At 73.0% G+C, this 12449-nt stretch carries 14 protein-coding genes; 5 read left to right on the top strand and 9 right to left on the bottom strand.

All coding sequences use genetic code 11. The features are described from left to right. The first annotated feature begins 98 nt into the window (after positions 1 to 98). The gene (locus AB0L25_RS40295; RefSeq protein WP_500178843.1) at positions 99 to 548 is read left to right on the top strand and encodes a DUF309 domain-containing protein; all 450 of its coding nucleotides are present in this window, start codon (positions 99 to 101) and stop codon (positions 546 to 548) included. A gap of 24 nt (positions 549 to 572) precedes the next feature. Here the strand turns inward: AB0L25_RS40295 and AB0L25_RS40290 are convergent, their stop codons facing one another. The 3 genes from AB0L25_RS40290 to nth form a co-directional block, all read right to left on the bottom strand. Further along, positions 573 to 1754 carry a MarP family serine protease gene (locus AB0L25_RS40290; protein WP_500178850.1) on the bottom strand — a complete coding sequence of 394 codons (1182 nt, stop codon included), beginning with the start codon at positions 1752 to 1754 and terminating at the stop codon, positions 573 to 575. A 198-nt stretch (positions 1755 to 1952) separates the two neighbouring features. After that, complete coding sequence (locus AB0L25_RS40285; RefSeq protein ID WP_500178849.1) at positions 1953 to 2600, bottom strand: NUDIX hydrolase; 648 nt, start codon at positions 2598 to 2600, stop codon at positions 1953 to 1955. Positions 2601 to 2673: 73 nt separating this feature from the next. Then, the gene (nth, locus tag AB0L25_RS40280) at positions 2674 to 3330 is read right to left on the bottom strand and encodes an endonuclease III (protein ID WP_500178847.1); all 657 of its coding nucleotides are present in this window, start codon (positions 3328 to 3330) and stop codon (positions 2674 to 2676) included. A gap of 360 nt (positions 3331 to 3690) precedes the next feature. On the opposite strand from nth, the gene AB0L25_RS40275 reads away from it, so the two are divergent. Further along, entirely contained in the window at positions 3691 to 4377 is a 687-nt protein-coding gene (locus AB0L25_RS40275) for a Crp/Fnr family transcriptional regulator (RefSeq protein ID WP_026402956.1), read from the top strand. A gap of 88 nt (positions 4378 to 4465) precedes the next feature. Here the strand turns inward: AB0L25_RS40275 and AB0L25_RS40270 are convergent, their stop codons facing one another. The 5 genes from AB0L25_RS40270 to AB0L25_RS40250 all read right to left on the bottom strand — a co-directional run bounded on the left by AB0L25_RS40270 (position 4466) and on the right by AB0L25_RS40250 (position 7518). Further along, complete coding sequence (locus tag AB0L25_RS40270) at positions 4466 to 5248, bottom strand: MBL fold metallo-hydrolase (RefSeq protein ID WP_500178846.1); 783 nt, start codon at positions 5246 to 5248, stop codon at positions 4466 to 4468. Positions 5249 to 5414: 166 nt separating this feature from the next. Next, on the bottom strand, positions 5415 to 6212 hold the full coding sequence (locus tag AB0L25_RS40265) for an NUDIX hydrolase (protein WP_500178845.1): 798 nt from the start codon (positions 6210 to 6212) through the stop codon (positions 5415 to 5417). 175 nt (positions 6213 to 6387) lie between these two features. Beyond that, positions 6388 to 6849, bottom strand: coding sequence for a RidA family protein (locus AB0L25_RS40260; RefSeq protein ID WP_500178842.1), 462 nt, complete (start codon positions 6847 to 6849; stop codon positions 6388 to 6390). A gap of 34 nt (positions 6850 to 6883) precedes the next feature. Further along, on the bottom strand, positions 6884 to 7042 hold the full coding sequence (gene sp36, locus AB0L25_RS40255) for a Sp36 family protein (protein ID WP_021591512.1): 159 nt from the start codon (positions 7040 to 7042) through the stop codon (positions 6884 to 6886). Positions 7043 to 7125: 83 nt separating this feature from the next. Beyond that, positions 7126 to 7518 carry a DUF4345 family protein gene (locus AB0L25_RS40250; protein ID WP_500178840.1) on the bottom strand — a complete coding sequence of 131 codons (393 nt, stop codon included), beginning with the start codon at positions 7516 to 7518 and terminating at the stop codon, positions 7126 to 7128. Positions 7519 to 7577: 59 nt separating this feature from the next. Here AB0L25_RS40250 and AB0L25_RS40245 point away from each other — a divergent pair, with 59 nt between their 5' ends. Then, positions 7578 to 8441, top strand: coding sequence for a helix-turn-helix transcriptional regulator (locus tag AB0L25_RS40245; RefSeq protein WP_500178839.1), 864 nt, complete (start codon positions 7578 to 7580; stop codon positions 8439 to 8441). Here the strand turns inward: AB0L25_RS40245 and AB0L25_RS40240 are convergent. Next, entirely contained in the window at positions 8366 to 9403 is a 1038-nt protein-coding gene (locus AB0L25_RS40240) for a slipin family protein (RefSeq protein WP_500178838.1), read from the bottom strand. The two genes, AB0L25_RS40245 and AB0L25_RS40240, sit on opposite strands and share 76 nt — an antisense overlap. Before the next feature lie 255 nt (positions 9404 to 9658). On the opposite strand from AB0L25_RS40240, the gene bagA reads away from it, so the two are divergent. Both bagA and bagB read left to right on the top strand, forming a co-directional pair. Further along, positions 9659 to 10654, top strand: a complete 996-nt coding sequence (gene bagA, locus AB0L25_RS40235) for an ATPase BagA (RefSeq protein WP_500178837.1) — start codon at positions 9659 to 9661, stop codon at positions 10652 to 10654. A 25-nt stretch (positions 10655 to 10679) separates the two neighbouring features. Beyond that, on the top strand, positions 10680 to 11834 hold the full coding sequence (gene bagB / locus AB0L25_RS40230; RefSeq protein ID WP_500178835.1) for an ATPase BagB: 1155 nt from the start codon (positions 10680 to 10682) through the stop codon (positions 11832 to 11834). Positions 11835 to 12449 lie beyond the last annotated feature (615 nt).

Genomic DNA, 12449 nt, shown 5'->3' with positions numbered 1-12449 from the left:
GACGGCTATGGTCACGGCACGGGTCACGGCGAGTCTCACGACCCGGCTCAGGGCGGGGATCACCGCGCGCGCCCGGCGGGAACGCGTACGGTGAGAGCATGCGGGATCGGGACGAATCGGGACGTCCGCGCAACGCGCGGCCCCGCGACGCGTACGGGCGTCCGCTGCCGCACGGGGCCACCGGGATCCCCACCATGCCGGACGACCTCGGCATGCGGCCGTCCGAGGCCCTGCGGGAGGCGCAGCGGCTCCTGGACGCCGACCGCCCCTTCCACGCCCACGAGGTGCTGGAGGCCGCCTGGAAGGACGCCCCGGACCCGGAGCGGGAGCTGTGGCGGGGCCTGGCCCAGGTCGCGGTGGGGGTCACCCACCTGCGCCGCGGCAACGCGCGGGGCGCGCGCGCCCTGCTGAGCCGCGCCGCGGACCGGCTGGAGCCGTACGCCGCCGACCCCCCGCACGCGATCGACGTCCAAGGCGTCGTGCGGCGCGCTCGCGCGCTCGTGGACACGCCTGAAGACGGTCCGGTCGAACTGAAGCTCACCCTGTAGCGCCCCAGTAGGGCGCTCACGGGTTCAGTCGGAGCAGCTCTGGGTGGAGACCGGCTCGGTGGCGCGCGCGCCCGCGCGGGCGTCCTCCGCGACCTCTTCGGCGGTGAGCGCGTAGCCGGTGGAGGGGGTGTCGAGCGCCGCCGCGAAGATGACGCCGTAGACGCCGCCGTCCGCGGACAGCAGCGGCCCGCCCGAGTTGCCCGGCTCGACCTTGCCGCGGATCGCGTAGATCTCCCGGGCGACCTGGCCGGTGTGGTAGATGTCGGGGCCCTTGGCGGTCTGCCGGGCGCGGATCCGGGCGGCGCTCGCGCTGAACGGCTCGTTCTTCGGGAAGCCCGCGATGATCGCGCTGTCGCGCACCTCGGCCTCCATCTCGAAGTCGAGCGGGCGCGCGTCCAGGCCCGGGACGTACAGGACGGCGATGTCGCGGCTCGGGTTGTACAGGACGACCTCGCCCTTCGCGGTCTCGCCCGTGCGGTTCGCCACGGTGGACGGCCCGCGCGCGCCCGCGACGACGTGCGCGTTCGTCATGATGTGGTCGGGCGCGAACACGAACCCGGTGCCCTCGATGCGGCGCTGGCACTGCGGCGCCGTGCTGACGATCTTGACGATGCTGTTGCGCGCGTCCCGCAGCCCGCCGGTCGCCAGGACCGAGTCGTCCGGCGGCGGCACCTCGACCACCGACTCGCCGCCGAGCCCGTTGAAGACCTGCGGGAACTCGCTGTTCTTCACGAACCCCTGGAACGAGGTGAACCAGGTGTGCGCCTGGGCGGGCATCACCTCGTCGATCCCGTTGATGATCGACGAACCCTTCACCTGGGTGCGGACGGGCTTGAACTCCGAGTTCGCGACCAGGCTGCCGAAGAACCACGCGACGATCAACAGCGACAGCGCGCTGACGAACGTGCCGCCGACCGCGTCCGCCGTCCGCGCGTTCAGCCCGGTGACCCGGTTGCGGAGCACGGCCCCCGCGGACGACGCGATGAGCTGCCCGAACGTCGCGGACAGGAACGCGACGACGATCGCGAGCAGCGCCTGCTGCGCCGCCCCGTCCACCGCGGACTCGGCGATCGGGGGAGCGATCAGCACCCCGGCGACGCCGCCGCCGACGAAGCCCGCGAAGCTCAGCAGGCTCACGATGAAACCCTGCCGGTAGCCCGAGACGCCGAACAGCACGACGAGCCCTAGGAGGATCAGATCGAGCATATGGTCGTCCAGCACCGCTTCACCGTATAGCGCGAGGTCGCCTTCTCACGTCCCCTCGCCGGACCAGTTTGCCCTGCCCCGGATGGCCACGTGGGGCGATACGGAACGATCACCGACCGTGCCCCTCCCGGCCGTGGCCCGTTGACCTGCGGTTCGGCGGACGGACGGGCGCCGCGTGCGGCGCACGCGGGGTGCGGGTCAGCCGCGGGAGGCGAGATCGAGGACGTCCTGCGGCAGGTCCTCGACGTGATCGGCGTCCCACGGGCGCTCCCAGCCGCCCGCCGCCAGCACCTCGCCGAGCAGCGCCGCCGTGAACCCCCACACGAGCATCCCGCCGACCTTGAACGCGGGCCCGAGCCTCAGCCCGGACGGGTGCCGGACGGTCAGCCGGTTCGCCGGGTCGACGAGTTCGGCGATCGGCACCCGCGCGACGGTCGCGACCTCGCCGGGATGCCCGGGGGCGATCTTGGACGGTTCGCGCCACCAGCCGGCGACGGGCGTGACGCGGTGCCGGCTGCGCGACAGGTACAGCTCCGGGAGCGTGCAGAGCACGTCCACGCCGGACGGCTCGACGCCCGCCTCCTCCCACGCCTCGCGCAGCGCCGCCGCGACCGGGCCGTCGTCCTCGGGGTCGATGCGGCCGCCGGGGAACGCGGGCTGGCCGGCGTGCTTGTTGAGGGTCGCGGCCCGCTCGGTGAGCAGGACGTCCGGGCCGTCCGGTCCCTCGCCGAACAGGATCAGCACGGCGGCGGCGCGGGCGTCCGGGGCCGGCCGGAACTGCGGCGGCACCGGCAGCCGCGCCGCGTGGGCGCGGAAACGGTCGAGCCAGTCGGGGCAGGAGGCGATCTCGGTCACGTTGATCTCAACTCCAGGACGGCCGTTTTGCTTCCCCGCCCGCCCCCGTCCCGGCGAGCGGCGGTCACGAGAACGGGCCGGGCTTGACGAGCGCCTCGGCCGTCTCGACGTCCGTGGGGCCCTCGCCGTACGCCGGGCACAGGTCGGCGAGGGGGCAGGCGCCGCAGGCGGGGCGGCGCGCGTGGCAGATGCGGCGCCCGTGCCAGATCAGCCGGTGCGACAGCATCGTCCAGTCCTTCTTCGGGAACAGCCCGCCGATCTCCCGCTCGACCTTGTCGGGGTCGGTCTCCTCCGTCCACGCGAACCGGCGGACGAGCCGCCCGAAGTGCGTGTCGACGGTGATGCCCGGGACGTCGAACGCGTTGCCGAGCACGACGTTCGCGGTCTTGCGGCCGACGCCGGGGAGCGTGACGAGGTCGTCCAGGCGTCCGGGCACCTCGCCGCCGAACCGCTCGACGAGCGCGGCGGACAGCCCCATCACCGACTTCGTCTTGGCGCGGAAGAACCCCGTGGGCCGCAGCAGGGCCTCGACGTCCTCCGGATCGGCGGCGGCGAGGTCCTCCGGCGTCGGGTACTTGGCGAAGAGCGCCGGAGTGGTCAGGTTCACCCGCTTGTCGGTGGTCTGGGCGGACAGGACCGTGGCGACCAGGAGCTGGAAGGGTGTCCCGAAGTTCAGCTCACAGTGCGCGTCCGGGTAGGTTTCCGTGAGGATCCTGTTCATCCGCCGCGCCCGGCGCACCAGCCCGAGGCGGGTCTCCGGCCCGCGCCGCCCGGCGCGCCGGGGCCGCGGCCGGGCGCGGGCGTCCGAGGACCGTGCGTCCGGGGAGCGGGCCGCTTTCGTCGCCATCCCGCCAGGGTAGGCCCCGGACGGCCGGGACGGGCGGCACCCGCACGCCCGTTTAAGTGCGATGAGACCGGTGTGATGGCATTCACCCGGGTGTCCGTACACTGGGCGAACAGGGTGGTGGTGACGATCCCGCGAAGTGACGACCCCGCGTTACGGCGCGCCGTGGCCCTGCCTTCACGTACGCGGTGGGACGTACGTCACACTATGCATGTTGGTGTTTCGAGGAGGAGAAGCGTGACCGACCGCGACGTGGACGTTCTGAGCAGAGCCCCGCTCTTCGAGGCACTCGATGAGCAGGGGGCCAAGGCGCTGCGCGCCAACGTGACCGAGGTGCGGCTCGCCCGCGGTCAGACGCTGTTCAACGAGGGCGAGACGGGCGACCGCCTGTACGTCGTCGTGGAGGGGAAGATCAAGCTGACCCGCACGGCGCCGGACGGCCGGGAGAACCTGCTGAGCGTCCTCGGCCCCAGCGAGATGTTCGGCGAGCTCTCGCTGTTCGACCCCCGCCCGCGCACCGCCAGCGCCATCGCGGTGACCGAGTGCCGGCTGGCCGGGCTCGGCCACGACCAGCTCCGCCCGTGGCTGACCGGGCACGCCGAGGTCGCCGTGCAGCTGCTGCGCGCGCTGGCCCAGCGGCTCCGCAAGACCAACGACGTCATGGCCGACCTGGTGTTCACCGACGTCCCCGGCCGTGTCGCCAAGGCCCTGCTGGACCTCGCCGAGCGCTTCGGGCAGCCGTCCGAGGCGGGCCTGCACGTCCACCACGACCTCACGCAGGAGGAGCTGGCGCAGCTCGTCGGCGCGTCCCGCGAGACCGTCAACAAGGCGCTCGCCGACTTCGCGCAGCGCAACTGGCTGCGGATCGAGGCCCGCGCGGTGGTCATCCTCGACATCGAGCGGCTGCGCAAGCGCTCCAAGTGAGCGGGCCGGCCGGTCCGCGGCGGACGACCGCGGCGACCGGCCGGTCGCGTCCGGCGGGTCGCGCGCCGCGCCGCGCCCGCCTGTCGCGTCAGCGCCGCTCGTTCAGGTAGTCGAGCTGCGCCTGCACGGACCATTCCGCCGCGGGCCACAGCGACCTGTCGACGTCCGCGTACACGACCTCCACGACGTCGCGCGCCGTCCGGGCGCCCGCCGCCACGGCCGCCTCGACCTGCGCGATCCGCGCGCGCCGATGGTCGATGTAGTGGTCGAGGGCCGCCAGCGGATCGTCCAGCTTCGGGCCGTGGCCCGGCAGGATCGTCGCCGCCTCCCGGTCCGCGCAGAAGGTCCGCAGCCGGTCGAGGGAGCCCAGGTAGTCCCCGAGCCGCCCCTCCACGACGGTCGTCCCGTACCCGAGGACCGTGTCGCCGGTCAGGACGGCCCCGTCCGCGGGCAGCCAGAACGTCAGCGAGTCGTCGCTGTGCCCCGGCGTCTCCATCACGTGGAGCTCCAGGCCGCCGGTCGTGATGACGTCCCCCTCGACGAGGCCCTCGTCGCCGAGCCGGTGCCGGGGGTCGAGCGCCCGCACGTTCACGCCGCCCGCCAGCTCGGCGAACCGCGCGGCGCCGGCGGAGTGGTCCGGGTGCCCGTGCGTGAGCACGACCAGCCCGACCCTGGCCCCCCACGACTCGACGGTGTGCACGACGCGCCGCAGGTGGACGTCGTCCTTCGGCCCCGGATCGATCACGACGACCTCGGCGGAGTCCGGGTCGCGGACGAGCCACGTGTTCGTGCCGTCGAGGGTCATCGAGGACGGATTCGGCGCGAGCACACAGAACGCCCGTTCGGTTCCCATGCCGTCGATCTCGGTCATGTCGCCCATCCTGCCCGAGAGACGGGCGGGACGACCGGCCGGGTTCCACCCGAGCCGGTCCAGGCGCCGCAGCGCGGACGTCCCCGCGAGCCGCAGCATGACGGCCCGCGACAGCCGCGCGCGGGCCGCGCTCGTCCAGGGCGTCCGGCGGCCCACGACGGCGCCCTCACCCGGTCGGGTAGAAGTGCGCGACGTCCTCGGGCAGCACCAGGAACGCCTCCCCGTCGACGACCTCGGCCGTCGGCTCGTACACCTTGATCGCGCGTTCGGCCGCGAGGACGTCCGCGACCGTCTCGTACTCGGCCAGCTCGGTCAGCGTCGCCAGGGTCGGCGGCAGCATCATCCACTCGCCGGCCCACCCGCGCTCCACGGCCTCCGCCGGACGCACCCACGCCACCTGGTCGGCCTCCGTGCTGACGTCGCGCGCGCGCTGGCCGTCCGGGATCGCCGCCACGAAGAACCGGGTGTCGTAGCGCTTCGGCTCGATCTTCGGCGTGATCCAGTGCGCCCACGGGCGCAGCAGGTCCGACCGCAGCACCAGGCCGCGTTTGTCGAGGAAACCGCCGAACGACTGGGACCGGTCCAGCAGCGCCCGCCGGTCGGCCTCCCACGCGTCCCCGCGGGTGTCGTCGACGACCGTGTCCGGCGTCGGGCCCGCGAGCAGCACCAGCGTCTCCTCGAACGTCTCGCGGACGGCCGCGCACACCAGCTCGCGCGCCACCGTCTCGCTCGCGCCGAACGCCGCGGCCCACGCGGCCGGCGCCGGGCCCGACCACGCGAGCGACGCCTCGCCGTCGCGCGGGTCGACCGACCCGCCGGGGAACACGTAGGCGCCGGGCGCGAACGCCATGGACCGCACCCGGCGCAGCAGGAACGCCTGCAGGCCGTGCCGGTCGTGGTCGCGCAGCACCACGACCGTCGCCGCGTCCCGCGCGGGCGGGGGCGCCAGACGTCCGGTGGCCATGTCCTCGATGCGCCCCACGAACTCCGCGGGCAGCTTCAGCCCGTTCACCCTCGCCTCGCCGGCCGTGTGATCCTCATGGCGGCCAATTCGGACATACCGAATGCCGTTCCGTCAACCCGAAGTCAGCAACCGGGTGAGGAGAGCAACGTTCTCCCCGGCGGGCCGCGGACGTCCGTCAGGCGACCTCGGCGATCAGCTCGACCTCGACGGGCACGTTGCGGGGCAGCGACGCGACGCCGACCGCGCTGCGCGCATGCCGTCCGGCCTCGCCGAACACCTCGGCCAGCAGGTCGCTCGCACCGTTCACCACGTCCGGCTGACCGTAGAAATCGGGCGCGCTCGCGACGAAACCGACGACCTTCACGATCCGCGCGATCCGCGACAGCTCGCCCACCTCGGCCTTGAGCGCCGCGATCGCGTTCAGCGCGCAGATCCGCGCCTGCGCCTTCGCCTCCTCGGCGCTCACCTCCGCGCCGACCTTCCCGGTGGCGCCCAGCTCCCCCTTCACCAGCGGGATCTGCCCCGCCGTGTAGACGAGCGAGCCCGTCCGCGCCGTCGGCAGGTACGACGCGACCGGCGGCACGACGTCCGGCAGCTCCAGCCCGAGCTCGACGATCCGCTCCTCGGGTGTGCTCATCGCCACTCCCTCCTCGACTCGCCCGCGTACGGGCCTAGGACTGCACTTCCCGCTTGAAGTAGGCCACCAGGTTCTCCGGGTTCGGACCCGGCAGCACGGTGACGAGCTCCCACCCGTCCTGGCCCCAGTTGTCGAGAATCTGCTTGGTGGCGTGCACCAGCAGCGGAACGGTCGCGTACTCCCACTTCTTCATGGGAATCACCCTAGCGATCGGCTCGCGCCGGGGCCCCGCGAACCCACCGCCGCCTGGACCACCCGGGCGGCCCGGCGGCGGGCTCAGCGCGCCGCGAGGAGCCCGGCAGCGGCGACCGTCTCGACCCAGAAGTAGAACCAACCGGGGTAGAAGCCGCCGACGCGGTCGAACGCCCGCGCGACGAGCCGTCCGCCGGCCATCCCGGCGAGCGCGCACGCGACCGCGACCACCGCCCCGGACCGGACGCCGCCCGCGTCGGCCGCCGCGGCGACCAGCAGCGCCCCCATCGCGACGCCGAACCCGCCGTACACCGCCCGCACCTCCGCCCGCGCCGTCCCGGACGGCAGCGCGATCCCGAACGGCCTGATCAACGCTCCCGGCGCGGCCAGTCCGTACACGCCCATGCCGAAGAAGAACACGGCGACGACCACGATCACTGCGGTGGAAACGGCGGCGGGCACGGCGGGGACCTCCACTCGGCTAGGCTCCGGGCCCGGTCCGCGGACCCGTCGCCGAAAGGATGTGCCACCGCCCCGTGCCCGCGCTTTCACGAACGTGCTCCCGTGCGGGACTCTGGCTGTGGCCGGGGCAGGCCCTGTACGCGGGCCCGTCGCTCGGCCTCGGGGTCCACTCGGGTTCGGTCGCCTGCCTCGCCGTGGGCGTGGACGCTCCCGTCGTCGTCCACGTCCCTGGACGACCGGACCTGACCGCCCGCAGCGTCCTCGTCCCGCCGCGCCTCCCGCACCGCCTCATCGCGCAGGGGGAACGCATGGTGTTCTGCTACCTCGACCCCGCCTCCCCGTACGCCGCGGCATGCCGGACGGAGATGCTGCAAGGCGACGTCCTGCCGCACACCCACCGGCAGGAGGCGGCCCTAGTGCACTTGGCCTTCCGACTGGACGAACGCCGCCCTGCAGACGGCGCGCTCTGGCTCGCCCGTGCCGCCCCTGCCCCGTCCCCAAGCGGAACGGACGAGCGCATCCGTGCGGCCACCCGGCGGCTCCTCGGCAACCCGGAGACGGCCGTGACGGCACGCGAGCTGGCCGCGGAGGCGGGCCTGTCCGTCTCCCGGTTCCTGCACCTGTTCAAGGCGCAGACGGGCACGAGCTTCCGCCGCTACCGGATCTGGGCCCGCATGCTCCGCGCCGCCGCCCTCCTGGACGAGGGCCACGACCTCACCCGCGTCGCCGTCGAGGCGGGCTTCTCCAGCCCGTCCCACCTCAGCGGCACCTTCCACGCCACGTTCGGCCTCACGCCGTCGGCCCTGCTCGCCGTCGACCCCGACATCGTCCGCGGCGACGCACCGCCCGCGGGCCGGACGGCTCAGTCGAGCGGCGGGTCGCGCCGCTCGTCCGCCGTCGCCCCGGTCGCGCCCGGCTCGCCGCCCGCGATGCCCTGACGTTCTCCCGTGTGCGCGCGGCCCGGCTCGTCCAGTCCGATCACCGGCGGGACCTCGTCGGGCGACTCCAGCGCCGGGGACACCTCGGCGGCCTTCGCCAGCTCCTGCTCGGCCTTCGCGAGCCGCTCGCCGAGGTCCGGCTTCTCCTCCGGCCCCGACTCCGCCGTCTTCTTCGCGTCGCCCGTCATCCGGTCGAAGAACCGCAGGACCTCCACCGGGAGCGGCATGACGAGCGTGCTGTTCTTCTCGGCGGAGACCTCGACGACCGTCTGCAGCAGCCGCAGCTGGAGGGCCGCCGGGTCCTGCGACATGATCTCCGCGGCGGCGGCGAGCCGCTTGGACGCCTGGAACTCGCCGTCCGCGGTGATGATCCGCGCCCGCCGCTCCCGCTCCGCCTCGGCCTGCCGCGCCATCGACCGCTTCATGCCCTCCGGCAGCGACACGTCCTTGATCTCGACCCGCTCGATGAGGATGCCCCACGGATCCTGCGTGATCTCGTCGATGATCGCCCGCAGCTTGGTGTTGATCTTCTGCCGTTCGCCGAGCAGCTCCTGCATGTCCGCCTGGCCGATGACCGACCGCAGCGACGTCTGCGCCACCTGCGACACCGCGTACCCGTAGTTCTGGACGTTCACGATCGCCTTCACCGGGTCGATCACCCGGAAGTAGACGACGGCGTCCACGCGGACGCTCACGTTGTCCTCGGTGATGCCCTCCTGCGCGGGCACGTCCATCGTGATCGTCTGCCGGCTGACCTTCTGCATCCGTTCGACCACCGGAATGATCGCCGTCAGTCCCGGCGGCCGCAACGCCCCGGGCCGCAGCTGCCCGCCGCGCTGCACCTGGCCGAACCTGAACACGATGCCGTGCTCGAACTGCTGCACCACCCGGATCGCCGAGCCCGCGACCATCAGCCCGACCACGACGAGGCCCAGGAGCACGATGAGGATGATCGCTTCCATCTTCGGGCACCTCTCTCCCGTGGGGCCGCCCCCCGGGAGCCCGCGACGCCGTCCGGACCGCCGGGTGCGGGCGCACCCGGCCGGACGAGCCGGCCCGGGAGCCGGTGTCACGTTTCCCAGCTAACCCCGTGGGCAGGCCGGAACACAACGGTTCGCACGCGAATCCCGAGCGGGGGGCACATCGTGTCAGGGATCACTTGCATGAGACGCGACGGCCTCTAAAGCTCGCGCCGGACGGACGATATGGTCGATCGGGTGAGCGCGAGAGACACCGACTGGGACGGCGTGCGCCTGCACGTCGTCACCGGCAAGGGTGGCACCGGCAAGACGACCGTGGCCGCCGCACTCGCCCTGGCGCTGGCCGCCGGGGGCCGCCGGGTGCTGCTCGTCGAGGTCGAGGGACGGCAGGGCATCGCCCAGCTCTTCGACTGCCCGCCCCTCCCGTACGAGGAGCGCCGGGTCGCCGTCGCGCCGGGCGGCGGGGACGTCCACGCGCTCGCCATCGACACCGAAGAGGCGCTCATCGAGTACCTCGAGATGTTCTACAACCTCAAGCGCGCCGGGAAGGCCATGACCCGGCTCGGCATCGTCGACTTCGTCACCACGATCGCCCCCGGCCTGCGCGACGTCATCCTCACCGGCAAGACGAGCGAGTCCGTGCGCCGCCGCAAGAAGGACGGCTCGTTCATCTACGACGCCGTCGTCATGGACGCCCCGCCCACCGGCCGCATCACCAAGTTCCTCAACGTCAACGACGAGGTGTCCGGGCTCGCGAAGGTCGGGCCCGTCCGCAACCACGCCGACACCGTGATGAAGGTCGTGCGCAGCCCCGAGACGGCCGTCCACTTCGTCACGCTCCTGGAGGAGATGCCCGTCCAGGAGACGATGGACGGCATCCACGACCTCGAAGCGGTCGGCCTCCCGATCGGCGCGGTGATCGTGAACATGGAGCACGCGCCCGTCCTGTCCGAGGACGACCGCGCCCGCGCCGCCGCCGGCGGGCTCGACGTCGACGAGATCGTCCGCGGGGTGAAGGCCGCCGGGCTGGAGCGCGACGCCGAGGCCGTCGCCGGGGTGCTGGCCGCCGAGGCCGGCGAGCACGCCCGCCGCACCGCCCTGCAGCGCCGCGAGAAGGAGCGCCTGGAGGCCATCGACCGGCCCCGCTACACGCTCCCGCTGCTGTCCGACGGCATGGACCTCGCCGGCCTGTACGACCTGGCCGCGGCCCTGCGGGAGCAGGGCGCGGCATGAGCGGCACGAGGGAGACGAGCTGACGATGAGCCCGACCGCGAAGACCCCGCCCGCGCTGGACGTCGACCGGCTGCTGGACGACCCCCGCACCAAAATCATCGTCTGCTGCGGCTCCGGCGGCGTCGGCAAGACCACGACCGCCGCGGCCCTCGGCGTCCGCGCCGCCGAGCGGGGACGCGACGTCGTCGTCCTCACCGTCGACCCGGCGCGGCGGCTCGCCCAGTCGATGGGCCTCAGCGAGCTCGACAACAACCCGCGCAAGATCGAGATCCAGGGCGACGGCGAGCTGCACGCCATGATGCTCGACATGAAGCGGACGTTCGACGAGATCGTCGAGGCGCACGCCGACCCCGACCGCGCGAAGCAGATCCTCGCGAACCCCTTCTACCAGTCGCTGTCCTCGAGCCTGTCGGGCACGCAGGAGTACATGGCGATGGAGAAGCTCGGCCAGCTCCACCGGTCCGGCGCCTGGGACCTCATCATCGTCGACACCCCGCCGTCGCGGAACGCGCTCGACTTCCTCGACGCGCCCGAGCGGATGGGCCGGTTCCTCGACGGCCGGTTCATGAAGATGCTCGCGGCGCCCGCGAAGACCGGCGGCCGTTTCGGCGTCAAGGTGATCAGCGCCGGGTTCGGCATGTTCACCGGGGTCGTCAACAAGGTCATCGGCGTCCAGCTGCTCCGCGACGTCCAGACGTTCGTCGCCGCGTTCGACACGGTCTTCGGCGGGTTCCAGGAGCGCGCGGAGAAGACGTTCCAGCTCCTGCAGACGCCCGGCACCGCGTTCCTCGTCGTGGCCGCACCGGAGCCGGACGCGCTGCGCGAGGCGTCCTACTTCATCGAGCGGCTCGCCGAGGAGCGGATGCCGCTCGCGGGCCTCGTCGTCAACCGGGTGCACGAGTCCGCCGCGGACGGGCTGTCGGCCGCCCGCAGCCTCGCCGCCGCCGAGACGCTGGAGGAGCGCGGCGACCACACGCTCACCGCCGCGCTGCTGCGGCTGCACTCCGACCGGATGCAGCTCGCGGCCCGCGAGGAGCGCCTCCGCGACAACTTCGCCTCCACGCACCCGACCGTCCCGGTGACGGCCGTGCCCGCGCAGGCCGAGGACGTCCACGACCTGGACGGCCTGCGCCGCGTCGGCGAGGACCTGGCGGCCCGCGACCACGAACCCGCCGCCTGACCGGAAACCGGGCGCCGGACGGCGCCCCGTTCGTCTAGGTTCGCGGCATGTTCTCCCTCAAGGAACCCCCGAGGGCGCCCTCGCGCGCTGGCTCGACCGCCACGGCCTCCCCTCGACCGTCCACGCGTTCCCCAAGGTCGGCGTCCAGCCGCTGCGCGCCGCCTACGGGCACCTGTTCGAGTTCCGCGACGACGCGTACCTGGGCGCCGTGTCCATCCCGTTCGGTCGGTCATCGCGGACTTCGGTGAGGAACTGCCGCGCGTCCGGCCGCCGGTTCAGTACCCGCACTGACGAACGAAACGTTCGTCCGCAATGCACATCGGCGACCGAAAAGGCGCCACCGGACGGACGATCCGACCGTTCATCGCACGCGTCAGCGGCAATCCCGCAAACGTCGCTACATGCGCGAACACCGCCGGGCACGGTGATCGATGGATCGCGCCCGCCCACCGTTCACCGGCCGTTCAATTTCGGCCGTCCGAAATCACGTTTCGCCGCATCGAACGGAGACGAACCTGATCTGGACGCGCACGGCGGCGGGCCCGTGAACATCATTTTCCGCTGAACGGAAAATCAACCCTCCGGTCAGGCGCTTTGCGGAAGGCCGAACAGCGC

It is taken from the genome of Spirillospora sp. NPDC052242, from assembly GCF_040679555.1.
Taxonomy (GTDB): domain Bacteria; phylum Actinomycetota; class Actinomycetes; order Streptosporangiales; family Streptosporangiaceae; genus Spirillospora.
This window is presented reverse-complemented; position numbering and strand designations above follow the sequence as displayed.

Bases quoted from the DNA above. Each gene is read 5' to 3' on its own strand.
- AB0L25_RS40295 (WP_500178843.1), top strand. From the start codon at position 99: ATGCGGGATCGGGACGAATCGGGACGTCCGCGCAACGCGCGGCCCCGC.
- AB0L25_RS40290 (WP_500178850.1), bottom strand. From the start codon at position 1,754: ATGCTCGATCTGATCCTCCTAGGGCTCGTCGTGCTGTTCGGCGTCTCG.
- nth (WP_500178847.1), bottom strand. From the start codon at position 3,330: ATGAACAGGATCCTCACGGAAACCTACCCGGACGCGCACTGTGAGCTG.
- AB0L25_RS40270 (WP_500178846.1), bottom strand. From the start codon at position 5,248: ATGACCGAGATCGACGGCATGGGAACCGAACGGGCGTTCTGTGTGCTC.
- AB0L25_RS40265 (WP_500178845.1), bottom strand. From the start codon at position 6,212: ATGGCCACCGGACGTCTGGCGCCCCCGCCCGCGCGGGACGCGGCGACG.
- AB0L25_RS40260 (WP_500178842.1), bottom strand. From the start codon at position 6,849: ATGAGCACACCCGAGGAGCGGATCGTCGAGCTCGGGCTGGAGCTGCCG.
- sp36 (WP_021591512.1), bottom strand. From the start codon at position 7,042: ATGAAGAAGTGGGAGTACGCGACCGTTCCGCTGCTGGTGCACGCCACC.
- AB0L25_RS40240 (WP_500178838.1), bottom strand. From the start codon at position 9,403: ATGGAAGCGATCATCCTCATCGTGCTCCTGGGCCTCGTCGTGGTCGGG.
- bagB (WP_500178835.1), top strand. From the start codon at position 10,680: ATGAGCCCGACCGCGAAGACCCCGCCCGCGCTGGACGTCGACCGGCTG.